25 protein-coding genes are annotated in these 24,053 nt (G+C 59.7%); 17 read left to right on the top strand and 8 right to left on the bottom strand.

Translation table 11 applies throughout. The annotated features are described in order from the left end of the window. Positions 1-228: 228 nt before the first annotated feature. Positions 229-2,448, top strand: coding sequence for a DNA cytosine methyltransferase (locus LB543_RS01300; protein ID WP_224612455.1), 2,220 nt, complete (start codon positions 229-231; stop codon positions 2,446-2,448). Then, complete coding sequence (locus LB543_RS01295) at positions 2,445-3,599, top strand: hypothetical protein (RefSeq protein ID WP_224612453.1); 1,155 nt, start codon at positions 2,445-2,447, stop codon at positions 3,597-3,599. The genes LB543_RS01300 and LB543_RS01295 overlap by 4 nt, the downstream gene beginning before the upstream one ends. A gap of 614 nt (positions 3,600-4,213) precedes the next feature. On the opposite strand, the gene LB543_RS01290 is transcribed toward LB543_RS01295, so the two are convergent. Continuing rightward, positions 4,214-5,554: a DNA cytosine methyltransferase gene (locus LB543_RS01290; protein ID WP_318012945.1), complete on the bottom strand. Its 1,341-nt coding sequence runs from the start codon at positions 5,552-5,554 to the stop codon at positions 4,214-4,216. A gap of 411 nt (positions 5,555-5,965) precedes the next feature. Between LB543_RS01290 and LB543_RS01285 the strand changes: the two genes are divergently transcribed. Further along, positions 5,966-6,313, top strand: coding sequence for a hypothetical protein (locus tag LB543_RS01285; RefSeq protein ID WP_224612449.1), 348 nt, complete (start codon positions 5,966-5,968; stop codon positions 6,311-6,313). 207 nt (positions 6,314-6,520) lie between these two features. Beyond that, positions 6,521-6,715 (top strand): hypothetical protein, encoded by a 195-nt coding sequence (locus tag LB543_RS01280; RefSeq protein ID WP_224612447.1) that lies wholly within the window; start codon positions 6,521-6,523, stop codon positions 6,713-6,715. Positions 6,716-6,795: 80 nt separating this feature from the next. Here LB543_RS01280 and LB543_RS01275 read toward each other — a convergent pair whose 3' ends face one another. Beyond that, complete coding sequence (locus LB543_RS01275) at positions 6,796-7,257, bottom strand: hypothetical protein (RefSeq protein ID WP_224612445.1); 462 nt, start codon at positions 7,255-7,257, stop codon at positions 6,796-6,798. 175 nt (positions 7,258-7,432) lie between these two features. Between LB543_RS01275 and LB543_RS01270 the strand changes: the two genes are divergently transcribed. Then, complete coding sequence (locus LB543_RS01270) at positions 7,433-7,732, top strand: hypothetical protein (RefSeq protein ID WP_224612443.1); 300 nt, start codon at positions 7,433-7,435, stop codon at positions 7,730-7,732. 32 nt (positions 7,733-7,764) lie between these two features. Here the strand turns inward: LB543_RS01270 and LB543_RS01265 are convergent, their stop codons facing one another. The 3 genes from LB543_RS01265 to LB543_RS01255 all read right to left on the bottom strand — a co-directional run bounded on the left by LB543_RS01265 (position 7,765) and on the right by LB543_RS01255 (position 10,966). Continuing rightward, the gene (locus tag LB543_RS01265) at positions 7,765-8,484 is read right to left on the bottom strand and encodes a thermonuclease family protein (protein WP_224612441.1); all 720 of its coding nucleotides are present in this window, start codon (positions 8,482-8,484) and stop codon (positions 7,765-7,767) included. 131 nt (positions 8,485-8,615) lie between these two features. After that, positions 8,616-9,869, bottom strand: a complete 1,254-nt coding sequence (locus LB543_RS01260) for a hypothetical protein (RefSeq protein WP_224612439.1) — start codon at positions 9,867-9,869, stop codon at positions 8,616-8,618. Positions 9,870-10,732: 863 nt separating this feature from the next. Then, positions 10,733-10,966, bottom strand: a complete 234-nt coding sequence (locus LB543_RS01255) for a hypothetical protein (protein WP_224612428.1) — start codon at positions 10,964-10,966, stop codon at positions 10,733-10,735. Between the two features lie 356 nt (positions 10,967-11,322). Here LB543_RS01255 and LB543_RS01250 point away from each other — a divergent pair, with 356 nt between their 5' ends. From LB543_RS01250 to LB543_RS01210, 9 genes are all read left to right on the top strand, one after another. Beyond that, complete coding sequence (locus LB543_RS01250) at positions 11,323-13,452, top strand: hypothetical protein (protein ID WP_224612426.1); 2,130 nt, start codon at positions 11,323-11,325, stop codon at positions 13,450-13,452. A gap of 742 nt (positions 13,453-14,194) precedes the next feature. Next, on the top strand, positions 14,195-14,623 hold the full coding sequence (locus tag LB543_RS01245) for a hypothetical protein (protein WP_224612424.1): 429 nt from the start codon (positions 14,195-14,197) through the stop codon (positions 14,621-14,623). 98 nt (positions 14,624-14,721) lie between these two features. After that, positions 14,722-15,036, top strand: a complete 315-nt coding sequence (locus LB543_RS01240) for a hypothetical protein (protein ID WP_224612423.1) — start codon at positions 14,722-14,724, stop codon at positions 15,034-15,036. Continuing rightward, positions 15,033-15,305, top strand: a complete 273-nt coding sequence (locus LB543_RS01235; protein WP_224612421.1) for a hypothetical protein — start codon at positions 15,033-15,035, stop codon at positions 15,303-15,305. Before LB543_RS01240 ends, LB543_RS01235 begins: the two co-directional genes overlap by 4 nt. Then, a complete protein-coding gene (locus LB543_RS01230; protein ID WP_224612419.1) occupies positions 15,302-15,685 on the top strand; it encodes a hypothetical protein in 384 nt (127 codons plus the stop codon). Before LB543_RS01235 ends, LB543_RS01230 begins: the two co-directional genes overlap by 4 nt. After that, positions 15,682-15,888 (top strand): hypothetical protein, encoded by a 207-nt coding sequence (locus tag LB543_RS01225; RefSeq protein ID WP_224612417.1) that lies wholly within the window; start codon positions 15,682-15,684, stop codon positions 15,886-15,888. The genes LB543_RS01230 and LB543_RS01225 overlap by 4 nt, the downstream gene beginning before the upstream one ends. 299 nt (positions 15,889-16,187) lie before the next feature. After that, a complete protein-coding gene (locus tag LB543_RS01220) occupies positions 16,188-16,538 on the top strand; it encodes a hypothetical protein (RefSeq protein ID WP_224612415.1) in 351 nt (116 codons plus the stop codon). A 31-nt stretch (positions 16,539-16,569) separates the two neighbouring features. Next, positions 16,570-16,764, top strand: coding sequence for a hypothetical protein (locus LB543_RS01215; RefSeq protein WP_224612413.1), 195 nt, complete (start codon positions 16,570-16,572; stop codon positions 16,762-16,764). A gap of 256 nt (positions 16,765-17,020) precedes the next feature. Beyond that, entirely contained in the window at positions 17,021-17,371 is a 351-nt protein-coding gene (locus LB543_RS01210; RefSeq protein WP_224612410.1) for a DUF2958 domain-containing protein, read from the top strand. Positions 17,372-17,444: 73 nt separating this feature from the next. Here the strand turns inward: LB543_RS01210 and LB543_RS01205 are convergent, their stop codons facing one another. The 3 genes from LB543_RS01205 to LB543_RS01195 form a co-directional block, all read right to left on the bottom strand. Next, positions 17,445-18,029 carry a hypothetical protein gene (locus LB543_RS01205; RefSeq protein WP_224612408.1) on the bottom strand — a complete coding sequence of 195 codons (585 nt, stop codon included), beginning with the start codon at positions 18,027-18,029 and terminating at the stop codon, positions 17,445-17,447. Between the two features lie 534 nt (positions 18,030-18,563). Continuing rightward, positions 18,564-20,630 carry a DotA/TraY family protein gene (locus LB543_RS01200; protein ID WP_224612406.1) on the bottom strand — a complete coding sequence of 689 codons (2,067 nt, stop codon included), beginning with the start codon at positions 20,628-20,630 and terminating at the stop codon, positions 18,564-18,566. A 5-nt stretch (positions 20,631-20,635) separates the two neighbouring features. Continuing rightward, the gene (locus LB543_RS01195) at positions 20,636-20,959 is read right to left on the bottom strand and encodes a hypothetical protein (RefSeq protein WP_224612404.1); all 324 of its coding nucleotides are present in this window, start codon (positions 20,957-20,959) and stop codon (positions 20,636-20,638) included. A gap of 287 nt (positions 20,960-21,246) precedes the next feature. On the opposite strand from LB543_RS01195, the gene LB543_RS01190 reads away from it, so the two are divergent. The 3 genes from LB543_RS01190 to LB543_RS01180 are packed head-to-tail and all read left to right on the top strand — an operon-like array spanning position 21,247 to position 23,985. Further along, complete coding sequence (locus tag LB543_RS01190; protein ID WP_224612402.1) at positions 21,247-21,579, top strand: hypothetical protein; 333 nt, start codon at positions 21,247-21,249, stop codon at positions 21,577-21,579. A 40-nt stretch (positions 21,580-21,619) separates the two neighbouring features. Continuing rightward, positions 21,620-23,506, top strand: a complete 1,887-nt coding sequence (locus LB543_RS01185) for a MobA/MobL family protein (protein ID WP_224612400.1) — start codon at positions 21,620-21,622, stop codon at positions 23,504-23,506. Next, positions 23,503-23,985, top strand: coding sequence for a hypothetical protein (locus LB543_RS01180; RefSeq protein WP_224612398.1), 483 nt, complete (start codon positions 23,503-23,505; stop codon positions 23,983-23,985). Before LB543_RS01185 ends, LB543_RS01180 begins: the two co-directional genes overlap by 4 nt. Positions 23,986-24,053: the final 68 nt, after the last annotated feature.

The following is a 24,053-nucleotide window of genomic DNA, read 5'->3' as shown; positions in this document are numbered from 1 at the left end:
ATTCGCAATGGAGGAAGTTGGCTTACGCATTCGCGTGGATAATGTCCTGCGTCGCGAATTCATCGCCACATGCAAGATGCGAGACACCACCGCAGCTCAGATCCTGAGAGCGTTTATGCGTTCATATGTGGAAACGAATGGACTGGCAGTGAGGCAGGGAGACCTTTTTCAGGGCGAACCAGCCGTGTCTAGCGCTTCATCCTCTCACCGAAAGCAGGCGAGCTAGTCATGCACGGAACAACTGGAAGAAGGGATCTGACGGCCGTGTCGCTATTCACCGGCGGCGGCGGTCTGACACTCGGCTTGGAAGAGGCGGGCTTTAAGACGCTGTTCGCGACAGATATTGAGAAGGCATCGGCGGACACGTTCGCGCGAAACCATCCGGGTACTCCATTTTACCTGAAAGACGTTCAGCACTTCACCAAGGAAGAAATCCTAGCTGCTACGGGAGGCAAGACGGTCGACCTTGTCGTTGGTGGTCCCCCTTGCCAAGGATTCTCTACGCTCGGAGACCAGAATCCTGCTGACCCGAGGAATGGTTTGTTCTGGCGTTTCGTACGCATCGTTGAATGGCTGGAGGCCCCCTGCTTCCTGATGGAGAACGTTAACTACCTCCGGACGCAATATGGCGGTCGATTTGAACGCGAGATCGTTGCTGCGTTCGAGCGTCGCGGGTTCCGTGTTTGGGTCGCGACCCTGAACGCGGCCGATTTCGGATGTCCACAGGTGCGCAAGAGGGTGTTTTTCTTCGGAACCCGCATCGGAGGCTCCTTCGACTGGCCCCTGCCCACACACGGGCCTGGGCGCCTTCCCTACGCAACGGTGTGGTCGGCCATTGCCGACCTTGCCTCACCACATTCAGATGCGCCAAACCATAGTCACCTGAGGCACAGCGAAAGGGTAGTCGCGCGCTACAACCTCGTACCGGAAGGAGGACGAATGCCGCCTCCATCCAAACTGCCAGCAGAGATTCGTCGCAAGAACTTCGGCAACACCTATAAGCGCCTCCATCGCGATCGGCCGTCTCTCACGCTAGTTCCAGGGAACAACGCATTTCCGATCCACCCAACTCTGCATAGAAGCCTGTCCGCACGGGAAGCTGCGCGTCTTCAGACTTTTCCTGACAGCTATGAGTTCGTTGGAAACCGGGCGGAGCAGTGTCGACTTGTGGGCAACGCCGTCCCGGTCGCGCTTGCGCGCTCCATTGGCGAATCCATCAATGATTATCTGATGGCCGCTGACAAGCCCCACGAGATTTCAAATGTGCCTTTGAACCCTTGGGTCAAATCAAATGTGGGCCAGAGCGAAGACATGCATGTCATTCCGAAGCATACAGGCTTAAGCGCGGTCAGCCTGTTCACGGGCATTGGCGGTCTCACGCTCGGATTTAAGAATGCTGGTGTAGAAATACTCTCGTCCTATGACATGAAGAGCAGCGTATCGCGAAATTTCAAGACGAACTTTCCGTCCGCTAGTCATTATCAAGCTGACATTGCAAAACTGACGCCCACGGAGATCGAAGGCCATTGCTCTGGTCGGGATATAGACATTGTCTTCGGCGGCCCTCCCTGCCAAGGATTTTCGATCTTCGGCCGCAGGAGATTTGTGAATACACGTGAGCACAAACCTGACCAGGACGAGAGAAACGAGCTTTCTTTGAAATTTATAGAGTTGGCGATTGGGTTGGCACCACGAGCCATTCTTATGGAGAATGTGAAGGGATTTGTATCAACACCGCGCAAGGATTCCACCTATTTGGCGGAAGTGGAAAAGCGACTGCAAAGAGCGGGCTACGCATTTCAAAGTCGGGTGGTCAACTGTGCGTCATATGGGGTGCCGCAGAATCGAGAGCGCTTCGTACTGGTAGCATGGAAGATTGGGGCAACGTTCGTCTGGCCAGAGGCCAAGCACTTCCTTGAGCCTAAATCCTGGCAACGGCGGTTTGTCACCGTGGGTGACGTAATTTCCGACCTGGAAGACCCTTCCACTCACGGCGAAGAATTCAGTCACGTACCGATGAACCATAAGGAATTGGTCGTCGAGCGGTACAAGCTCATTCCAGAGGGTGGGCGCCTGCCCGAGGGAACGCTGCCGGAACATCTGCGAAAAGGCTATCGTTCGGATTCGGTAAAGAACTTTAGCCACGTCTACAAGAGGTTGTCGCGTTCAATGCCCGCCACGACGATGGTTCCTGGCCACAATGCGTTTCCGATCCATCCTGTACTAAATCGTACCCTGACTGTCAGGGAGGCGGCTCGTATCCAGACTTTTCCCGATTGGATGCGCTTCGAAGGTACCCGGCAGCAACAGTGTCTCCTTGTAGGCAACGCGGTCCCACCGCTTCTTGCGGAGATTTTCGCGACACAGATCGTGAAGATGCTAAACGGGAATTTCAGCAGCGACGGCTACAAGAGAGACGTTTACGACCTTGCGACCGCTGCGGAATGAATACGCATGACATACTCGCCTTCGCGATAGCTCAGGAAGCGATTCGTCGCGTCGCCACGTCTTCATCGCCATGGAACGGATTGTTCTCGGCGACCAGCTACATCACCTCTTCGCGGACATGGCCGGTTCCGGACTTCGTGATCGTCGATCCGACCAATGCCATCACGATAGGGGCTGAGTTCAAGCCGCCACAGCAGTCCAAGCGGGAGTATCTGACCGGGCTAGGCCAAGCAGTCGCCTACACCCGGGACTTCCACTATGGCATGCTCATACTCCCCAAGATTGCGGACGATGGCTATCCCATCGCCAGCCACGTGGCGAGCGTCCTGGCAGAGCCGCCCTTTGCTAACGCGCCAGTCGGCCTGTTGACCTACGATCCAGCGACTCTCTCTCCGACGTCACCCGGATTTCTCGAGTCTCGATTCTTCGTGCCACGAACTGGCGCGCCGACTTCGCCTGCGGCGCTGGATAAGAGCTTTTTTGCGAAATGGCGCGAAATGGGTCCAGAAGAAATGTTCTTGCTGCTTTCCTACAGCTACGATGAGATGCGCGTCAGCATCTCGGCGGCAGGCACCATTCGGGATCGCGCCTTCAATATGCTCTGGAATGCCATTCAAGCGGGGACGGTGCATCACTGGGCAGGGGGGACTCGGAACTATCAGAATTCTGCCAGCAACAAGGTGGCGGTGTCCAAGAACTACCGAAACTTCTTGTTTCATATCGGATGGACGGAGGCCGATGGGCGTCTGACGAGGGAGGGTCTGGAGGCACTTCACGTCGGAACCCTTTACGGTTCAGGATCGCAGCCGTTCCTGGATTCCATCGCGAGCGCAGTGCTTTTGGCTGGAAAGCATTTGATCTTGTTCAATGCGATTCTGAGTTTTCAAGACACTCTCGGGACAGTGCCTAGTGAGCCAGACTGGCTAACCCAGCTGGAAGATTATCTGGAGATGAAAGGGCTACTCAAGAGAAACCCGGCCAGGCATGCCGCCGCCGTGGCTCTTTCGTCGCGGGCTTTCCTGAAGGCAGAGAAGCAACTGTGGAAAAATCTGGGTCTAATCATACCAAGGGGCAGCCGGGTGTTTCATCCGGGTCGGGGTTTTATCTTCGATTGGCCACGTATTACGACTTTGATTCAGAACGCAAGATAGAGCTCCTTCCGGTTTTTGGACGTTGCCCACTGCTTCCTTCGTTGAATAACCCAACACCCATCGCGCCCTCGCGAGGGCACTCAATGGGCTTCCAGACGCGACGGATTATTGCGCGAAAGACGAAAACGGCCCGGATCCGACCATTTGTGCCATGCCCGCCATTCTTTCAAAATGACCGCTCGTCGGGGTGTGGCGGTCCCGGTTCCCCGTTCCGGGCGCTATGCTGAACCTCCTACGACGCACCTGTTAACCGAGCTCGCGGCCGCGAATTGGCCTCCGGTGCCGATCTGACATTGTTCCCGTTCCGGACATCTCGGCACCTTCACTTTATACGCTACATCGTTTCATCGGCGGGCAGATCAGGACGAGAAGGAACGAAACCGAGGCAGGGGTTGACGGCATGGAGGACGGCCTAGACTCGTTTAGGTCAGGTCAAAATGGCCTGACCGTGCCCGCAGGGCAAACAGTTGGCCTCCATACCGTCACCGAGGCGAAAGGTTCCATGTCTATGCAGGAGGTGGGTGGCGCGCAGCGCCAGGGCGGGGCAAGTGACCCGTCCGGCCCTCCGGAGCATCGACATGGAAAGAGCCGAGGGGAACCTCTGCCGTACTTCGCTACGCAGCGATCATTTCGTGATTCGAAGCATCCACCTTCGGCTTCCGCTTCGCCTTCGGCGGGTCCCCTCTCCATTCAGCATAGAGTCGAAGCGCGGCTCTGAGGTCCGACCGAATTGCTACCGACAGGCTCGCGAAACCATCGACAGTTTCGAGCGATGCCTGTTCCGCTGCCGCATCCCCGAAAGTTCGCCCGAGCAGCAGACGCCTCGCACGATTGACCCGCGACTTGGCATTGCGGACAGCGGGCTTGGAGAAGCCTCGCTGCCGCAGCCACTGCCCAAATCGTCCTTGGATTTCCGGAATGCTTTCTCCCGCTTCCCTTGCGCGAATAACCCGACCGATCGCCTCTGCGAGCGCCGCCGGGACGGCATTCGCAATCATCTGATCGGTATCCCGCGAGTTCGCCGCCGACCAGTCCCAATTCCCTGGAAAACCTTGGATGCGAGAGACATGGGTTTGGCTTAGGACTGCCGCTTGCGAAGGGTGCATTGCGTCAGCGGGGTGGGGCATCGCCAGGTCTTTCGGGCGAGGTCGCTCCCGGCTCGTGCGTACGATGACCGGCGCGGGTTCATCGATGGTCCGGACACCGCGCCCGGTGTGATACGGCCGCGTGAAGAATGCGCCGCGTTCAAGGATGGCAGCATCGCCAGGATGCGGTTGATAGCTTGGAGGCATTGGACGTCGTGATGAACCACGCATGGTCGGCGCAGGTTCCTCCGTACTCCAGACCCCGCGCTTGCCCGGCATGCGTGGGTGAGAATAGAACGCGTCACCGAGCGCATCCCCCAGCATGTCCCGCACCGTCATCGGCCTGTCAGTCCGAGCAGCCGCCAGCGCCGACTCAAGAAAGCCGTCGGCCTCGCCGAGGCGGCCGACAACGAACAGGCGCTTCCGGATCTGCGGAACACCGTAGAAGCTTGCATCGAGCTTGCTTTCCGTTAGGCCGTAGCCTGCCTTGACGAGCATCGCGCGGGCATCGGCCCATGCTTGTGATTGAGCCGCGCGTGGAACGTTTTCCATAAGGAACCAGGATGGGCGGGCGATGCAGACGAGCATCGCGAAGGCGCGAGTGAGGGCAGCCCGTTCCCCTTCGATACGCTCACCGGCTGAGGAGAAGTCTTGGCAGGGTGGCCCGCCGCAGATGATATCCGGAGCAAGCGCGGTGATCATTGGCCCCACGTGAAAAATGTCCTTGAGATCGGCTTGCCAGATGTGGGGACCGAGATTGCGGCGGTAGACCTCGACCGCCGGTGCCCACGAGTCATACGCTTGGACGACCTCGAATCCCGCCCGCTTCAGGCCGAGCGACATGCCGCCCGCGCCCGCAAAAAGTTCCACTGCCCGCACCCTGCAAACGCCCTCGTTGCCGTAACTGAACCTCCAGTTACGGAATGGTCCGTTGAAAATCGGTGAAGGTCGAATCCGCATGGGACGACAAATCAGAGGAGGGGACGGCCTTTCGACCGCCCTCCCATCATATTAGCGCCGCTCGGCCAGCATGAGGATAACGACCAGGTGCGCTATCACCAGCACCAGCAATGTCAGAGTTTCCATTCACGGATCCCTGTCTTCGTGCCGCTCAATTGCGGCGACGGGATAAGCGGAACCACTCCCTCATCCAGTGGTATTTATCTTCGCAGGACCGCCATTCCGCCGGCTGCGACACCAATCGAGATCACTTTTTTGTTACTTCCTATAGTGACCAATTTGATATCAATAGTCACTTGGATTACCTGAAGGAGAACAGGCATGGCACGAGCGAACATTGATGCGGCGGTAACGGACTTAACCAGCCTTCACGCTTCGAACTTTGGCGGAAAACGGATGGGGCGCTTCAGGGTCGACCGCGAGCAGGTTGCGGCACTGCTGCGAGTCAAAGTCGCGCAAGACAAGACTATCCGACTGCTCAGCGAGGCCGCGTTGAACGATGCTGATCTCGTCTTTTCCCAATGTGGGAATGGTCTATACAGTGTCGTCGCGGCCCGGAAGGCAACCCGCTGGCGGAAGGTGCCACGCGTGGTCTTGGCCGATCTGGTCGAGTTGGAGACGGACGTGCTTCTGCCGAATGATGACGAAGCTGAGGATGGCGATAGCTGAGCCAGTTCATTGCGGCAGATGCAGAGCCAGGAACGAAAGAGCCAGCCGCATGGCACAAGGGCCTTTCCGTTGCTTCGTATCCAAAGGGAGAAAGCCCGAAGGGCGCGTCGGGGCGGCACCCCATGAGCTTGGCACTATGCCGCTACCGCCTCGACACCGACAAGGGCCATCGCCTTAGCCGCCTCCTCCTCCCCTCGCCGCGCCGCGTTGCTGCTCAGAAACGTCAGCGGGCTGAAACTCGAACCACGCACGGATGAAATCCTGGCCGGGCTGGCGGCCGAGATGGGCAAAGGGAAGCTCGATCTGGTCGAGACGATCCTAGACGACTGGCTTATGGCGAACGCTTATCTGCCGGTGCCGCATGCGCTGGATGAAGAAAGCGAGATCGAAGGCAGCGCCTAGCAACCTGCCAGGAAGGCGGTTGGTGAGCGGTCCAGAAGGATAAGCCGTCAGTTACTACCCCGCCTCAACGACGTTCGTCGCTACAAATTCGGAAGGCCTATTCGAGGGGAAATCCCGATATCTCGGGCCGGAACAGGATGGCTCCTGATAACTTCTTCCTTGCAGGCGGCATAATGAGGACCGCCCTCCGTTCCGTAGGTGTCGGTCGGGTAGCCACGGTCGTAAAGATGGGCGCAGCCCTCGTCGATCTGCTTCTGCTGTCGCTCCATGTCCTGCGACCAGAGAGCAAGATTCAATTGCTGCTGTCGCCGCCGTTCCTCATATACCTTCTGGTCCTGATGCCATCGGTGGTAGTCGAGCACCCCGTTAACGCCGAAGTACCCCGCCGCGCCGACCGTCGGGATCAGGCAGATTACGGCAATACCGACGACGATGCCGGGGCGTGTCCTAATGAAGCGCGACAGACCAGCTTTCGAACCGTACCAGGTATCGCGGACCCAGTTTGAATAGATTTCTCGCAGCTTCGGTTCTTCAGCATTCATCGCGTCAGCCTCTACGATCGAACTAAAAGAGGAGCCTTCCACTTCGGGTACTTCATTAGCAGCGAGTTGTGAACTTGGCCATCCTTCAAGAATTACGTGTAGACTTCATTCGCAGCGCGATTGGGACGGTGACTCACTACGGAATCGTCGATTGAGATTGCGTCAACGGGCGAGCATGGCGAGAGACATAAAGATTGAATCCCTTCGTCACGTAGAGATAGATCGAGGGGTCGATTGCAGGGGGGTGCAGATGGATCCGAGGAGAAGGTTAGACGAACAGAGTGGAAGGCGTCGCTCGTCAAGGGTTCCCTTCATTGAGACCTATCGAGAGGCGGTCCTTGAAGAGCAGCCGCTTGGAAAGCCTCTGGAACGCGAGATCATCGTTATCCGGATCGAGAAAAGCCATTTTGTGCTCTATTCATTGCTTTTCGGGTTTTTCCTGGTCCTGATCATCGGTGGCATAATTTCCGGATAGATGCCCTACGTTGAGGGGGGATGGGCGGACGGTCAGCCGGCCACCGAACATGAATACTTGCACCGAGGATATTCGGAGCAGCCCAGGAATTCGCCGAACCTCCCGCTCTTTCTAATGAGGTGGCCGCGACAGTTCTGCGTCGGGCATGGGGGCTTTGGCGCGTTGTCGCGATATTTCTGTTTCTTGAACTCCCAAGGATGGATGTTGTGCTTGAAGGCCCATATGCCCCGCTTCGCGCGTCTGGCCTCCTCCAGGGCATCGAGGTAACGCTGATCGGGTCCGTATCGCTCCAGGACCCAGGCCCAGCCGTTGACGACCATCTCTAGCTCGATGTTTCTCGTCACGCGGAGGGGGACGCCAAGCGTTGTTATGACATGAGGGCATGACGACAGGGTTCTGAACTCGCCGGCGGCGTAGTCCAGCGTCAGATAGGGAACGCAAACGACACGGCCGTACGTGTCTACCGACTGCCCGGTATTCATCTTCATCAAGATGGCAAGTTCGACCCACTTGTCGCCGATCAGGTCGGCGAGGAAATCCCTGGCTTCACGGCCGCCGGGCTGTTCCATTTCCGGAGCATCGATGAATCCAAATCTAGCGGTTATCTCGACCTCGGCTTGGTCCCTTGGGTTTCCAGTGACCACGGAAGCCTTGATCCGAGTTAGAAACCCGTCGCCATCGAACACCTTCAGCACCGGAACCCTGATTGTGTCCGTTTGCGGATCCTCAGGCACGATGATCACAGGATTCATTTCTTGAGTCGTTGTAGCGGCGGCGAAGAAATGACAAGACTACACCCTTGCCGCTCTTCCTCTAGGAAGCCCTTTGTATCTAGGGCAACCGTTCCCGTCATCCCTGAGGCCGTTCGTTGGGGCAGCCCCAGTCATCGGCGTTGATAAAATGGAGGATATGTCTCAGTTCTGCTCTCGTCGATGTCCTGTTCATCGTCGAGGAGTCTAATACTGCTGAGATAGGTCGCCTCAAGATCGCTGACAGCACCGGCACTAATCCAACGATCGTCGTACCCGGTTCCCCATCCCATACATATGAGCAATTTGTCAGCGAACCACCGCGTATCGTAGCCATATACAACGAAACTATGGCCTTCTATGTCGCCCGTTCCAATATTCCACTCTGATCTCCCGGAGCCCATCAGAGTGAATCCCCCATCGAGGACGCTAGCAAAAAATGGTGCGCCCACGGGTCGATCACCAAAGGAACAAACATATCCGTAGCGCCGAAACAGCCAACCTGCATCAACCCTTCGATCCCCGTACGTATTGCCGGAGCAACTAGTCCCCATGTAGCCGTGGGAGTCCCAAATAATACGGTCAACAATTGGGTCGGCAGGATTCCAATGGTCATTGGTTCCCCATTCCACCCTAAAGTGAGCGCTATCCACCAACATGTCTTCAAATTCATCGTACTTAGAAAAGGAACTAGCCAGCATTGCCCAAGCGACGGGCGTGCATCCCGAGATGCAAGCGTCGGCTCCACAGTATTCCTGATCAGCGTTGCCGTGTGCCGCTCCTGACGGACGGCACGTCTGTTCATACCGATAGGGCTTGTGAAACTTTGCATAGTAGCATTTGCCGTCCCCGAAGCCATCAAGGTCATATTGAGGGTCAAGATAAATTCTCCACTCCGGGTATTCCATGTCTACCGTCGGCTTAAGCCCGAGCGGCAGTGCCACTGTAGAAAGTCCGAAGCGATAATTTGGAATGCGGAGATAAGAGAACGAGGCTCTCCCCTCGAACTCAGCCACAATGTCGAATGGCCCATGATAATAAAGTCTCGCCTTGCTTATTTCTTTGTCCGAAACACCATGACCCCTCTCTAATACTTTCTCCAATGCTTTCATGGACGCGGAAAAAAGACCTTTTCCAGAATTTGAATATTCGACTATCGCAGGGTACGCTCGCGATCCAGGAACTAGAATTGAACCTGCTGCCTCTCCTGAACTGCTGAATATACCGAACTCGTAAAGTGGAACATGATCGGCAAGCAAAAACTGTCCCAAAAGAGCCCCTACCGCACGATCAACAAATTCGGGACCGCCCCCGCACGGGTTGTACAGCTCATATTTGACAAAAGCGTTTGCCACTTGTCTTGCTTCGGATAGCGAAACCAATGACATGTCGACACCCCCCAAAAAAGACTAATTATTTTATAGTTCCTGTGATTGTTTCCCCATAAAGGCAACCATTGCAGGTGCTTCTCCGTGACACCTGGATGCTTAAAGCGCTATTGGTGTAAGGATAGTTATTTGTTGAGCAGGTTGGTGCACGGCTACATTGTGTTATTGCAACCGAAACAGTCGTTCCGATGCCTGGCTGGTTATATAGAATCGAGCCAAAGAAAATATCGAGCGAGTCGCCGCGATATGTACCACTATACCTAGTCAAATTGCATGCGCACTGCGCATAATAGATTGACGGACTTGGATGAGTCTCTGGCTGTTCCTTAACCGGGTCAGCTGCCATTGCTGCTGCAGCGACAAGTTGAATGCATAGCACTACGAATAGTCGACGCATTTTCTAAATCTCCATTGCGAGCGTGGGTAGAAAATCCCTTCGTCCATTTTTCTTGGAGGCCAAGTAAGTATAGGCATTTATTTCATTGTGACAATCGGTACATCAGCGGGCCGCCTAAGAGGAGGCATTTCTTTAGAATTGCCTGATGATCGGCTTTATCCCAGCCGAGTGCCGCACCGCTGCGTTTTTGCGCGCAGATTGCTCCATGACTCTGGTCTGTTGCCATTGGACAGGGAATGCTGGCCAATCAGTCGGAACGATCATCGCTGCACGCTTCGTCGCCTATGCAGAATGCGACCGACGATGAGGACATCCAATACTGGCCCGGCATCGCGGAGCCATTCCACGGTCCGCGCCCAGAATCCCCTTAGCCCGTAACTGGCTTGCAAGTTGCGGAATCGTCGATTGAAAATGAGCAAAGATCGATCCGGTGAGGTGACGATGCCGCGCTGGTGCGATACGTTCGTCAAAGCTCTCCGAAGAACTTGCACGGCATGTCTGCACCGAGGAATGCCAGCGGATTGCTAGGGCCCAAAAAGTATTCGGGCCATTGCAGCGCCAGCCCATCAATAGCCTTCGTGGCGGCATCGGAGTGGGCGGGAATGTCGGTGAAACGGATGCCGCGCCGTTCGGGCCGCAGGGCATAAGTCGCAGCATCCACAAGGCTAGCACGCTCGATGATGGCGGACGCAATCGTCACGGTTGCGGAATGGTTTGGAGCACGGCTTGACCCTCTCTCCGCCGGCTATGATCCTAGATGTCAGCGCATGAAAAAACCCCCATCAACGGCTGGCAGGCCTCCGGGGGTTTTCACGAGAACAGGACGATGATCAGATCAGCCCTCGCCAAAGTCAATAGTCGACAGGTCCGCTCCAGGTGAGCGGTCGGCTGGGTTTCTCCCCAGCCAGAACATCGTCGAAATCTCAGCCAGAGTGTCAACAATTAGATATATCAGCGCGGCCGAAGCTTCCCGGTATCGGCAGCCGTATCCACGCGCTTCATGCGGCAGTCGGCGCGCGCGGTCGCGCCTCTGGCATGCCAGGTGCCGCGCGGTCGATGTCGACAAAAGCGGAAGCCCTTGTCGTCCCCGACGGAGCCTCGACATTCTTCCAGGTTCTCGATCGGGTTCCCGCTGAAACGTTCATCGACATCCATGGCGGACCCGAGGAGCGTATCCGAGCCGCTGCTTCCGCCGCCCCTGAGGCGGCAGAATCCGACCGCCGCGAGGCGGCTTCAGCGGTCGGCGCAGCCGGCCGCCTCGACAGTAGAGAGGCTACGTTTCCACTATCTTCCTCAAACCCTTTGAAACCAACGGATTCGGCGGAGAGCGGGGGGGCCAAACCCTCCCATCTTCTTGCAACGACGAAGGGGCGCTACGACCTCCGCCACGGCGTTGCGTCGATGCTCCGCCCGGACGACGGAGGGCGAGGTCCATCGGTCTGCGGCTGCGGCATTTCAGGACATAACGTCGAAGCCGTTCGGCTGCATCAGAACGACCGAGGAAAGGCCCGCGTCTCTGGTGTTTTCCGCTGCAATTCGGCGGTCCATTGCCCAGTGTGCTCCGTCAAGCGCGCGATGGAGATTCAGGAAGGCCTGACCGAGGCGGTTCAGGCCTGCATCGAGAAAGGCGGGTCGGTGTGGTTCCTGACGCCGACCGTCCGCCGCAAGCTCGACCAGGACCTCGCGAAGCTGCGGGCGGGCTTCCAGGCGGCCTACCGCGAGGCGAGGCAAGGCCGTGCCTGGGTCGAACCCTCCGAAGCGGCTGGATTCCTTGGCATTGCGAACGTGGTCGAAGCGCCGTGGAGCCCCGCGACCGGCTGGGGGCTGCACGGCCACAGCCTCATGTTTTTCGCCTCTCCCTTCGCGGAGCCGAAGGAAGTCCGCCTTCGGGCTTTGTATGCCCGTGCGGAGCGTATCGCGGCGGGACAGGCGCGCCCTGTCGTCGGCGATTGCCGCCTGTCCTGCCTTCCGGACGGCGAAGCCGTTCCAGAGGCAGCATTCTGGGTGCTGTACGACCAGAACTGGACGGAGGAACACGAATTCACCGACGCGGCCCAGCGGCCGCTTTGTGATCTTCTGATGAGCCGCTTCCTGGACCGTCTGCCGAAGCACGGGCTTTCCGGAACGATCGACGCGCAGGGCGTGGAGATGGTCCGCAGCGGCAAGGGCGCCGCGCGCTATCTCGGCAAGATCGCGTCGGAAGTAGCGCATGGTTGGGTCAAGGAAGGGCGAAAGGCCGCATCGACATCCGTTCACCCCTTCGCCTTGGCCGCGCGCGGTTCCATTCGCGGCAAGGACGGCCTGCCGATGGAGATTCCAGGGCTGGAAAAGGTCGCGCAGGCCAATGCCCGCGCGCTCTGGCAGGAATACGCCGCCGCGATGAAGGGGATCCGTCTCGGCATCATCACCGCGAAGCTCGCCGAAAAGCTCGGCATTCAGCCGATGCCAGAGGAGCAGGAGGACGGCGAACAGGAATTTCTTGAGGAAGGCCACATCGGGGACGTTCCCGCCAAGATGTGGAATCACCTCATTCGCCGCGCTCTCGCCGGCACGTTTCTCGCCCGCATCGAAAACGAGATCGACCCCGCCGAGGCCGACGATTACCGCCGCGACCAGTTCGGCGAGATCCGCAATGATTTCCTGGATTCGTGGCTCGAAACAGGCAGCGACGAGGCCAAACTGTTCGCGCGGCTCTGGCGGCGCAGCGGCGAAGATGTCGACACCAACGCCGAGGACGACGACGATAGCGACGAATCCTTCATGAGCAACGATCACCTGCCGCCGTCGCAGCGCGGCAGGGCGATCGTAGAGCGGGCGCGGCTGACGCGCGATATGAAGCGGCTCCGTAAGGAGGAAAGCAAGCTCGGCGAGCGTTTCAGCATCCTCGCGCGTCTCCGGAATGCCCGCGTCGAAGCGATAACGCGCTTTCGGCGGAAGGAAGCCGACTATCGCATGATGCTCCGCAACGCGGTCACGCGGGTCCACGCCAACGACGGACACGGAACGCTCGACAGGGTGCGTTGGATCATCGATGCGCTGCATGCGGCGGTGCCGCAAATCCGCCCCCTGGACGAAATCGAAGTCATGCGGGCATGCGCCGACGAGCGGGCACGGTTCGAAGCGGCCCAAGCGTCGAGGCCGCAGTCGACCGGGATCATTGTGAACGACATCGGCGACACTTTCTGAATCTGACTTCTTTAGCTCCGCGTCGGGCCATCCATCTCCTGCCTCTACGCCCTTTTATGACCGGAGCAGAAGCCGCCCGTGAGGTCGGCGCTACGCGCCTCAAAGCGAATTTTCCCCGCTTTTCCCCCGAGCGGAAAAACTCCTCGCGACCGGGGCATTGCCCCTGCAAAATTCGCTTTGCCCTCCCGTCCGCCTCCCGCTCTTTCCGGTCAAGGGCGCAGCGGCATACGATGGATGGATCAAACCGGGAGGCTCGTTTTCCCCCCGCCTCCGGCGAGTGGGAAACAGGAAGACGGAAAGAGGGGCGAACGGCTCCGCTGGATGGGGCAGCGGCCTCCGGCCTTCGTCGGCGCGTCGGCTGATGCCCTTTTCGCCTTCGCTTGGCTCTCACCGCGAATCCTTGCGGCGCGCAGCTGAAACAAGGATTCGTTCCCGATAGTAAGGATACAGTCCTTAGACATGTCGCAAGACTAAAAATTCGAATCCTTGGTAATTATTGACAACGCCTTATCGTAGTTAACTACAGTTAACTACACTGTGGCGAACAAATAAACATTCTTTGCTATTTTTTCTTCACTTTAACCGTTGACATTCACATAAGACGATTCCTACCATTACCTATACGCAGCACGGAGTTGTTCCGGTTGCTTTAAGATCAGGAGGTGGATGTCATGGCTAAATTGGTCGGAAAGAACGGCCTGAAGCCGAGCAGCGGAAGGAAATCGGGGAAGCGCTTGCCGCTGTGAACGGCCGGGCGAACCGCTGGACGACAGGCATCGACCGCGTGCTGGAGATGCTCCTGGATGCCGAAGGTCAGTTGCAGAAGGCAGGCCTGCCCGCGACCTACCGCGCCGCCGCGACGGCCGAGTGCTTCACAAGCGCGCCTGGTGCAAATGCATACAAGTACGGAGTCACCGGGAACCGCGTGCTGCTGCGTCGTTTCGGAAGAGAATGGCGCGTCGTCGGCATCGAGACTGTCGCCCTTTACCCTCGCGACAGCCGCGCGGACAAGGTGAGGGTAAGCCTGTCGGCCGAGCAAGTCGAAAGGGTCAAGGCAGCGGCAGCGGCACCCTTCGCCCTCCAGCCGAAGCCCGAGCCGACCCAAGGTCCGTTCGATGGTCCGGATGTCGATTGCTACGACGCAGAGGGGCGGCTTCAGAAAGCAGCCTGACCACGGAAACCGGGGCATCGCGCCCCGGCCTTCCCCCGAGCCGTCTCCAGACGGCTTCGGAGAGGGCGAAAGCCTGAAAAACAATAAGGGGAACGAAGATGAAGAGATTTTGGGAATCGTCGCCGGAGTGGCAACGCAAGAGGGAGCTTTTCGCTGCGCTGGAGGCCGCGACGGGGGCGGATAGCGAGGCGGGCGCGACGGTCCTCGCCTGTCTACGCATTGGCATCCTGGGCTCGATACACGGACGAGAATGCCGGGCCGCATATCTACGCGCCAGCGAAGCTCGTGACGATGCATTCGTGGCATGGAGTGCGGCTCGTGATGCCTTCAAAGCATGCGCCGCAGGGCAGGCCCATGCCCGCTATCTCGCCGACCCGCTCGGCGCGACGATGACGGAAAGCGAGGCAGCATGAGGCAGTATCTCGACACCTACGCCAACGGGCTGCCGTGGGCGACGATCAGCGGCGTTCCGGTCTACCGGATTTGGAAGCATGGGAGGATACCGCTTTGGTATTGGCGGTCGTTCGATCCACATGCTGCCGATGGCATCATCAACGACAGGGAGTTCGATATCCGGAAGCTTCCCGGAGGCCGCGAGCCCATGTCGTTCGCGGAGATGGAGGAAGTCATCGGAAAGGCCCTCGAAGCGGGCATCCTGCGTCCAGAAAGGAGGACAGCATGAACACGAACGCAATCCGCAACAAGGGCGGCCGACCGCCCTTCGGCGGCAGCCCCGAGGCCGCAGCCGCAGACCGCGAGTGTCGGCGCAACGAGTATGTCGACCTCCGCCAGAAGCTCGCGATGTCACCGGCCGCGCTGGCGAGACTTCTCGGCCTGTCGGTCGGCACCGTGCGACGCCTTCCGGCATGGTCCGATCCCGCCTTCGCCCCGACGAACGCGACCCTCGCCTTGATGCGCGCCGAGCTCGTCCGCCGTGCCCGTGCGACGATCGAGGAAGCCGAATTGCGGGCGGAGATCGAGGCCGAGCTAGCCGTCCACGAGGCTCGCTGGCACGTCGAAAAATACGATGCCGACATCGCGAATCTGGACGACGCAGCATGAGCGAGGCGACCGCTGAAACCGTCGACATCGACCTTGCGGCCTACGAACTCCACACGCGGATACGCATGGTGGAGGCAGCTGCGGATCTCGCCATCGAATCCGGGGAAGTCGTCCGCCAGCGGTATGACATCGCCTTCGCGTGGTGGCGAATTTTCGCCGATGCCCTGGAACGTGACCGGCAGATGCCAGGGGCGAGGCCATGACACCGAGCCGCAGCGTTCACAGGTTCGAAATCGGCATGTCGGTGACGTTTCTCCGCTGTGCCGGAGGCCTCTGAAAATTCGGTGGAACGCGGGGGTGTAACGGAATTTTCCGAGCCCTCGGACACATCAAAAAGGAGAACGGGCATGCTGAAATTTTACCTGAAGGCCACGGCGCAGACCGCGATGGGGCTCGCCATCGCAGCCGTGATTTTCTGCGGCGGCACGGTCCTCCTCCTCGCTTATGCGGCGAGAGGCTTCTGACGCTCTTCCCCAAACTTCAACACAAGGAGACTGACATTATGGCTGAAAAAATCGACATCCTGCCTTTGATCACAAACCTCGCATCCGTCGCTCGCGAACCCTATCCGCTTGCCGTCGAGATCACGAACTGGGCGCGATTCCCGAAGGAAGATTGGGGTGCTGACATTTCCTTGAAGTTCGACGGCTACAACAAGATTTCCACCGAACTGTCTGTTGGCCAGGCCGTAGAAAACGGCGCCGTTGGCTATGTCGCGATGGTCGAATGCGAGGGTGTCGAACCCTATCGCCAGCTTTTCCTGTCGTTGTCCGCAGCGATGGCCGCAGCCGAAAAATTTGCGATCGATGCAGCTTACGTGTTGATCGATACCGCCCCCGACTTGGCCGCGTAGGGGGCCCGCCATGCTCCCGATTTCTCTCCCCATGTCTGCCGCTGTCTGGTCGATCTTGCTCGCCGTCAGCGTCGCGCTCGCCGCCGCCGGAACGGAATATCTCGATCGCCCGATTTTCGAGGGTGATCACTGGTCGAACGACATCGCGGCAGCGGTGATGTGGTCGGGCCGAGCAGGTGTCGTCCTCGCCCTCTGCGCTTTTGTCGGCGGTGCCGTCGCTGCCTAATTCCGGGCCGAAACCGTAGCGGAGAGATCAGCTGCGCTGCCGTCTGCCCGCCCCGTCGTTTCGAGCATCCCGTTGAGATCGGGATTCCGGCCGTCTCCGGCCTCGCCAAGGGGCCGTTATGCGCGTTCCTGGTCAGGGGCGCGGGAGAGCCCATAGCCAAGCGCTAATGCGTCCCTACGGGAGCCAGGGCTCTCCTGCTGCTCCCTGCCCTGTCGTCTCGCACGGCCTCGCGGTGAGGCCCCGAGGAGACAGACAAATGATCCCGAAAGCACAACAGGAAACGATGCTCGAAAACGGCAGGTCGAGCGAAGAAAACGGCGGCCGACTTCATCGCCTGCCTGTCGTTCGGATTGTATCTTTGGACACGGGGGCGGAATGGCTGCTTTCCGAAATATCGCCTCAGAATCACGCACTGGCGTTCGGAGCCTTCCTTCCCTCGGATGGCTCTATGCCACTGCTCGGCTACGTATCGATCCCCGAGCTCGTCTATAATCGGAGCCGGGCGGGCAGGCTTCTTGACATCGATCTCGATTTTCGGCCTACGCGCGAAATCAGCGCGGTAGCTCCCGAGATCCGGTTCGTCGGGAAAATCCCGTCCCGGCCGTGACGAAGAAGGGGCGGCCGGTGGCCGCCCCTTCTCTCTCCCTCCGGAGGGCAACGGGGGCTTGTCGCCCCGGAAGCTAAAAAAGCCGTTTCGACGTGACTATCGGCGTTCCTGCATTGCCGAAGTCCCTGCCGGATGTTGCGATCGGCAGCACTCGCCAGAGCGGACCATGGACATCTAGATAAGGCTCGTGACAGGGCGGCAGCCAAGTCCCGAGCTTCGCGCCCGGCGTGACGATCGCAGGGCCGTGGCTCGGCACCGTGAACGCGAACGCGTCTGACTGAAATGTGAAAGTGCCGTTCCGTGCGACGGAGCCCACAGCTGGAGCGCCATTGTATGTTGTCAGCAGCGCAAGTCGCGAGGCGCGATCAGCAGCGACGTGCCAGTTTCCTGTTTCACACTGAAATTGCCAGCCGCCAGCACCGGGGAAATTAAACTCGACGACATCGAAATGGCCGTCGAAAGCAGGCTTTTCGACCTCGCTACCTCCAGACGGATCGCCGTCGCCGCCCGGCTGGACCGGGGCGCCAGCAGCAGCCACCAGGATCCCGGAAGAGGGAAGACGAAAAATGAAACGCTGGCTGTCAGCGGCATGCGTAGTTGTCGCGGTGAAGTAAAGCGCGGTCGCGGCCGTGGTCGCGAGTAGAATTCTCTTGAACATGATGGCCCCCGTGTTGTGGAATCCCCATGTTGAGACCGCCGGCAGCGAGGAACAATGCTGTCGACAGGATTTCCTGTGCCCCCAATTTCGCAGTGATCCGACCGCCACTTAGGCCGAAGCATGGGGCAAACCGCCGACGAGGAACGAACCTCCGAACAACATCCAAAACCGCACAGGCGAGAAATCCGATCAAAAACCTGGGCTCTTGCCTCGCCGACGCGTAAAATCCTGCCTGAAGATGCCCGTCTGGATGCCTTCGCCCGCAAGGGGCCGTGGTTCGGCCAAGGCCTGCACCCGCCCCAACACCCCTTGCAGGCAGCCGTTCCGGACAGGCAAAACGAAGGCAGATTTTAACGCTGGTCTAGGAGGCTCGAATGCGTGGTTTTGCTACTGTTGCTCTCATTTGCGGGCTTCTCAATTTCGCTGGATACGGTGCCGCCCTCGCTTACGTCGGTGTCCGCTACGCCCTCGGGATGTAGCCCCGGCTCAAGCTGGACATCAAAGAAAAGGCCCCTTCGCGGGGCCTTTTCCATGTCAGGACTTCTTTGCGGTCACCCCACCGACGTCCGGCTTGCCCTTGCCGCCGCTGTCCTTTCCGTCGCCTTTCGGGCGAGGGATCGAAGGCAGCCCCGGCATCCCCCGGCCGAGCGTAGCCGCCAGCCCGCCGGCCGTTGCCACGAAAAGGCTCTTGTCGCTGAACCCGTGCGACGGTGCTCCAAACCATGCCATCACTCGGTCGGGGATATGAAAAATCTGTCCGAAAATATGGCTCACCAGGTACAGCGACAGGAAGGTGATGAGGACGTACCCGACGAGTAGCGCGCTCGGCCCGATAAGGTGTCCGCCCGTCTGACCGAAAAATGCCGTCGCCCACATGATCTCCAGCCCACCCACGATGAGCGGCAGGAGGACGAAGGCGGCTTCGTAAGCGAGCAGGCCGAGGACCGGCATCAAAAGAACCTGGAAGAGCAGCATGGCACCCATTTTCGATTGCTGCGCCAGGAAGTCCTCGCCGTCCATGCGTATGAAGCCGAAGGCCCAGACGACGAGAGAAATCGCCGCTTCCAGGACCGCCAGAAGCCAGAGCGACATGAAAACCCACACGTAAATAAATGGCAGGATCGGCAGCACGTATGCACGAACCGCACCAATAACCCAGAGCGTCCCGAGGATTGGCGTAGCCCACCCCATCGCCCACCATGCCGCGCCGTCCGCGCCGACTGCTTTGCCAACAGCGGTATTCGCGAGCGCGATCGGAACGAAGGCCGCCGTGATGCCTGTTTCCGCGATCCCCATGAATACATGCCCGCTGGAAATCTGATCGCCGATCGGATCGCTCTTTAGCATCTTTTGGACCGTGGAATCGCCGGGGTCGCCTTTCGCCATCGCCCATTCACCGAGATCGCGGAAGACTGGCGAGATGATGCGGGCGAGGATGCCGCTAGACGCGTCGCCACCGGCCGCGAAGTCGTTCGCCGAAAGCTGAATCTCCGCCTCCTCGGCCGCCATAAGGTTCCGGAGCGTAGTAAGCGTCTGCCCGATAAGCATAGTGTCACTGCCGCTGCTGTCATCGAGCCGGATGCCAGTCCGCTCATGCCGGGCTCCTGTCAACGCGGACACTTCCTGCGACCGTTGGCCAATGTACATCCACCACATGCCGGCCGTCGCCACGCCCTGCTGGCGAGCGGCATCCACAAGCTTTTGGCGTAGCTGCGCCCCGTCCTTGTCGAGTCCCATTTCTTTCGCAGTGGCGGCTGCGATCGACGTGTCATATTCCTTGCCGAGCAGCCTGACCTCCCCAGACAGGCGAGGGAGGCTCCCGTCCTGAAGGCCGTTCAGCGCAGCCTGGGCAGACAACGGCTGCAGTACCCGGAATTGCGCGGCGACGAGTTGCGCGGGCGCGCGCATGGCCTCGACGATCTTGCTGACCGCCGCTTCCCTATCGGCCGTGAAACCTGGTTTGTCGGCCAGCACGGGCAGCGCGATCCGGCCGCAGTCCGGACCGTAGTACCATTCAGTCCTGACATTCGTCGTCACGGGATTCCAGAAACCTGACGTGTCGCCCTTCCGATCTCCGGACACGGAAGGAATCGGTGCCGTCTGGAGCCTCCATGGTCCTGCGAGGTTGTTGTGTGCCGCCGCGCAGACCTCCGATTCTAGAATGTCCATTACGAGCCTCGACCCGCCCGACGAAAGCGGCGCGATTTTGATGACCTTGCCTGCCGCGTAGTCCACGAACGCAACCCAATTCGCGTCTGCGAGATTGATCGCCGCGCGCCCGACGACATCGCGCAGCAGGTAGTGGGCGGTTGAAAAACTCATGGCGATCGGGACAAGCAAACCGAAGCCCAGGACGAGACGCAGCGGTGCGTAGATCTGATGGTATCTGTCGCCGAGCACCTTGCCGGAATAGGCCGAGGAAATGATGGCGACGAAGATGTGCCAGGTTACGAGCAGCGTGCCCGCATACATGAGCGTGGCCGAGAAAACGGCCATCGCGAATCCCCACGGCGACGACGTGTCGGAAGGCAGCAAGGCGTTAAGCCAAGCCCACAAAATATTGTGCTCGGAAGGCGTAGCGAACAGATCAATCGGCCCCATGGTGCTTACTCCCTGGTATCCCGGTCTGGGGCTTCTGGAGCCGTCGATTCCGAGCCCGTCGTAGCGGCCGTCAGCGGCGAGCCGTCGAACATTTTCTTGTCCCGTTCCGCGACGAACTTGCCGACCAGCTTCCGCCCGATTTCGTTCGGGATCGCGCCCGCGTCGATGGCAGCGAGCAGCGCGCCGCCGAGGACGATTTTCCGTCGCGTGTCATCCTTCCGCGCGGCGTTTTTTTTCTGCGTTTGTAGCCGGGCGATATCCGATTCCAGCTTTGCCTTGCGCTGAAGCAAACCCCGTTCGCGTTCCCGAATTTTCGAAAGATCGAGCATCCAATTTTCTCCCGTTGCCGTCTCCGCCGGCGGATTCGCAAACCGCCTTTGGAGAAATCCGAAGGCCAAATTTGTTGAGGCCGTCAGCCCTACCTAGACGAAATCCCCGCACGGAAATCCCGTTCTCCATCAATGATTTGTCGAGGCCTTGCACGGCGCAAGAGCGCACCCAAACATGGGTACGGGAAGCCGACAGAGACGGCCCCCTGCTAAGGGCGCGCTTATGCGTTCTATCGAACGCAGCACGCCCTGGCGGGCAAAACGAGGACGACACGGAGGCCGATGCGATGACCGCTGAACACGACAACGCCGATTTCGATTTTTCCGCCGCCGACCCCCTCGCCGAAGAGTGGCGCGATCTGCCCGACGAGGTGTCCGACATCATCGCTTTCGAAACCCTCATGCAAGCGGTGTCCGAAGATCCCTTCGCCACTTCGCACCTTGACGACTGCCTGCCACAAGCCGGACTCGGCCCGTCCGCGCTGGCTCGCTACGAACGCGCGAGCTCGGCATTCCTTAAATCCTGCCGCACCGACAACCAGGACGACGAGGCGCAGGAACTTCTGCGTCGGATCGCGCTCTACTGGCTCCGTAAGTCGAAACCGATTTGGCTCGACTGAGATGCCCACGAGCCTCCCGCCGACGGATGCCTTGTTTCACATGACGGCTAAAGTTTTCCAGCGCAGCCAGGGCCGCAGCGCGGTCGCGGCGGCAGCCTACCGCAGCGCGTCGAAATTGACCGACGAGCGGATCGGCGAGACGTTCGACTACACCCGCAAGGATGCCCGCGAGGCCTTCATTCTTGCCCCCGATGGCGCGCCCGCATGGACGAGCGATCGCGGCGAACTGTGGAACCGCGTCGAAGCCGGAGAGAGGCGCAAGGATGCCCAGGTCGCGCGCGAGGTCGAGATTTCCATTCCCCGCGACATTCCCGAATCCGAGTGGCGAGCCTTCGCCGAATCCGTCTGCGCGAATTACGTCGCCGCCGGCGCGGTCGTCGACATCGGCATCCACTGCCCGGCCGATGTATACGGCCAGCCCCAGCCGCATTTCCACGCCATGATCACGCTGCGCACGCTGGACGAGTCCACTGCCTCCGGCTTCGCGAAGACCAAGAACCGCGACATCGAATCTGTCTTCACGTCCGGCGGCCGTGCCGGCGGCGAGCGTGGCGATGCCCTGACCGCCGAGCGCGAGCGGGGGGCAGCAGTCATGAACGAATTCCTCGAGCGCGCAGGCAGCACCCGCCGCGCCTCGCATCTGTCTAATGCCGAACGCGGACTCGTGAACCGCGAGCCCGAGCCGACGATGGGGGCCGAGCGCGTGGCAGTCCTGAAAAAGCGCGGCAAGCATGATCGTCGGACCCGCCTTGTCGATGGCATGCGGAGGACAAGAATTAGAGAAACCGAGCTAACGAGAACTGAGGAGGAAATCATGCATACGAGCCCAACCCACCAAGCCCGCAAGGGCATCCGCCCCCGCGTCAAGGCGGACTTCAAGGCGACGCTTCTCACGCAGCGCTTCCCGGACCTCCCGGACGCGGCTGGCTGGGCCGCGAATCTTCATTTCGTAGATGCCAGCAACCCCGCTCTCGTGAAAATCGCGACCCGCGACGGCGGGCATGTTGAGATCGCAGGGCGTCGCCTGAAGGTCTTCGGCCAGAAGGGCCATGCTGATGCCCTCGCAGCAGCCTTGGAAGCAGCTGGCGATGCCGATGAGATCGAACGCCTTCAGGAATTGAAATCGATCCAGCGCAAGGGCCTTCGCCAGCGCCGCAAGCCGGGCGAGATTCCAAGCCTGCCGGTCGACCGCATTGACTCCCTTGCTGACCGCTGGCGCAGCCGTGGCTACACCAAAGTGACGGAGGCACCGGACGGCGTGTGGGTGGCGATCGGCGCATGTCGAATCCAGGATCTCGGCGACGAACTCCGAATCCATGGCCCGGCCGCATCCGAAGCAGCCGTGCGGGCGATGGTGGAAAAAGCTGCGGCGGAATGGGGCAGCGAGATCGAAGTTTTCGGCGATCGCGCTTTCAAGGATGCCGCATGGACCGAAGCCCAGCGACAGGGTGTCACCGTCTACGACCAGGACTCCGGCGAGCTTTACAAGCCGTCCGAAGATGTCCGGAGAGCTTTCGAAACGGACCGTTCACGCACCCGAACCGAAGGCGACGAGCTCAACGCCATCAAGAATCACAGAGCCGTCGCGGCACTCGTTTTGGAAGCCGCCGCCGGCGATGCCGCAGCGCTCACCCGACTTGATGCCAACGACAGACAACTAGCCGACTTCGTGACCCTGCACCTGGACGACGAGCAGCGCGGGCGACTTGTCGGAAAGCCGGAGGCCGAAGTCGTCGCTGCGCTCCCGCAATTCCGTGCTTTCGGCGGCGCTGCGCGCGAGCGCGAGAACGAGAAGCGCGGCAAGGCCGTCGAGGGGCTTGCGCCTGACATCCGGCCGGAGTCCGACGCAAAATCGGAGGCTTGGCGGCAGGCCCGATATGACGCTCGTGTCGCAGCCGAGGACGAAGCCAAGTGGGGGCCGAGTTGAGCCGCGACTCCTCCGACAGCGACGGGGAAGCCCATGCGCTTCGCCGATACGTCGCCTCCCGCGCCCATGGCAGACCGCACCCGGAATTCTCCCGCTATGATTCCACCATTGCCTGTTGGGTTGCCTCCGACGAAGCTGAAGCCGTCGGCCGCTGCGACGGCAAGCGCTTCCGTCAGGTCCGCCGCCCCGGCTTGCCATGGTGCCGTTGGCTTGGCCCTGAAACCGTCATCGCCGAGGATCACGCCCTGCAAGCCTTTTTCGAGCTTCACGCGTCGGAGCAGCACGACTGGAATCGGCTGCTGAAAGAAGTCTCCCGCGCCCGACACCGAGCACTGCGCGACTGGCACCGACGCGGCCGCGAAATCCTGCATCGCATCCGTATCCAGGAAACCTGTGACCCAGAAATCCAGATGCCTGCCGGCCTCGCTGAGGAGTTTCGGATGCCCGGCAGGGGCATGCGAAGTTTGAGAAAAGCGTAACTGACATCCTAGTTATGGTCGCATCCATCCACAGGGCTACGATGAGCCCCTCGCAGGCGAATTGGCTA

Origin of the sequence: Mesorhizobium sp. ESP7-2, assembly GCF_020164715.1 — a bacterium.
In the GTDB taxonomy this organism is placed as follows: Bacteria; Pseudomonadota; Alphaproteobacteria; order Rhizobiales; family Rhizobiaceae; genus Mesorhizobium.
Note: the sequence above shows the minus strand (reverse complement) of the source record. Positions and strands in the feature narration are given on the sequence as shown.

Coding starts and splice junctions, on each gene's coding strand:
- LB543_RS01220 (WP_224612415.1), top strand. CDS start 16,188: ATGGCTGAAAAAATCGACATCCTGCCTTTGATCACAAACCTCGCATCC.
- LB543_RS01270 (WP_224612443.1), top strand. CDS start 7,433: ATGGCGAGAGACATAAAGATTGAATCCCTTCGTCACGTAGAGATAGAT.
- LB543_RS01195 (WP_224612404.1), bottom strand. CDS start 20,959: ATGCTCGATCTTTCGAAAATTCGGGAACGCGAACGGGGTTTGCTTCAG.
- LB543_RS01250 (WP_224612426.1), top strand. CDS start 11,323: ATGTCGACAAAAGCGGAAGCCCTTGTCGTCCCCGACGGAGCCTCGACA.
- LB543_RS01190 (WP_224612402.1), top strand. CDS start 21,247: ATGACCGCTGAACACGACAACGCCGATTTCGATTTTTCCGCCGCCGAC.
- LB543_RS01210 (WP_224612410.1), top strand. CDS start 17,021: ATGATCCCGAAAGCACAACAGGAAACGATGCTCGAAAACGGCAGGTCG.
- LB543_RS01225 (WP_224612417.1), top strand. CDS start 15,682: ATGAGCGAGGCGACCGCTGAAACCGTCGACATCGACCTTGCGGCCTAC.
- LB543_RS01230 (WP_224612419.1), top strand. CDS start 15,302: ATGAACACGAACGCAATCCGCAACAAGGGCGGCCGACCGCCCTTCGGC.
- LB543_RS01200 (WP_224612406.1), bottom strand. CDS start 20,630: ATGGGGCCGATTGATCTGTTCGCTACGCCTTCCGAGCACAATATTTTG.
- LB543_RS01260 (WP_224612439.1), bottom strand. CDS start 9,869: ATGTCATTGGTTTCGCTATCCGAAGCAAGACAAGTGGCAAACGCTTTT.
- LB543_RS01240 (WP_224612423.1), top strand. CDS start 14,722: ATGAAGAGATTTTGGGAATCGTCGCCGGAGTGGCAACGCAAGAGGGAG.
- LB543_RS01300 (WP_224612455.1), top strand. CDS start 229: ATGCACGGAACAACTGGAAGAAGGGATCTGACGGCCGTGTCGCTATTC.
- LB543_RS01235 (WP_224612421.1), top strand. CDS start 15,033: ATGAGGCAGTATCTCGACACCTACGCCAACGGGCTGCCGTGGGCGACG.
- LB543_RS01205 (WP_224612408.1), bottom strand. CDS start 18,029: ATGTTCAAGAGAATTCTACTCGCGACCACGGCCGCGACCGCGCTTTAC.
- LB543_RS01215 (WP_224612413.1), top strand. CDS start 16,570: ATGTCTGCCGCTGTCTGGTCGATCTTGCTCGCCGTCAGCGTCGCGCTC.
- LB543_RS01295 (WP_224612453.1), top strand. CDS start 2,445: ATGAATACGCATGACATACTCGCCTTCGCGATAGCTCAGGAAGCGATT.
- LB543_RS01285 (WP_224612449.1), top strand. CDS start 5,966: ATGGCACGAGCGAACATTGATGCGGCGGTAACGGACTTAACCAGCCTT.
- LB543_RS01185 (WP_224612400.1), top strand. CDS start 21,620: ATGACGGCTAAAGTTTTCCAGCGCAGCCAGGGCCGCAGCGCGGTCGCG.
- LB543_RS01275 (WP_224612445.1), bottom strand. CDS start 7,257: ATGAATGCTGAAGAACCGAAGCTGCGAGAAATCTATTCAAACTGGGTC.
- LB543_RS01265 (WP_224612441.1), bottom strand. CDS start 8,484: ATGAATCCTGTGATCATCGTGCCTGAGGATCCGCAAACGGACACAATC.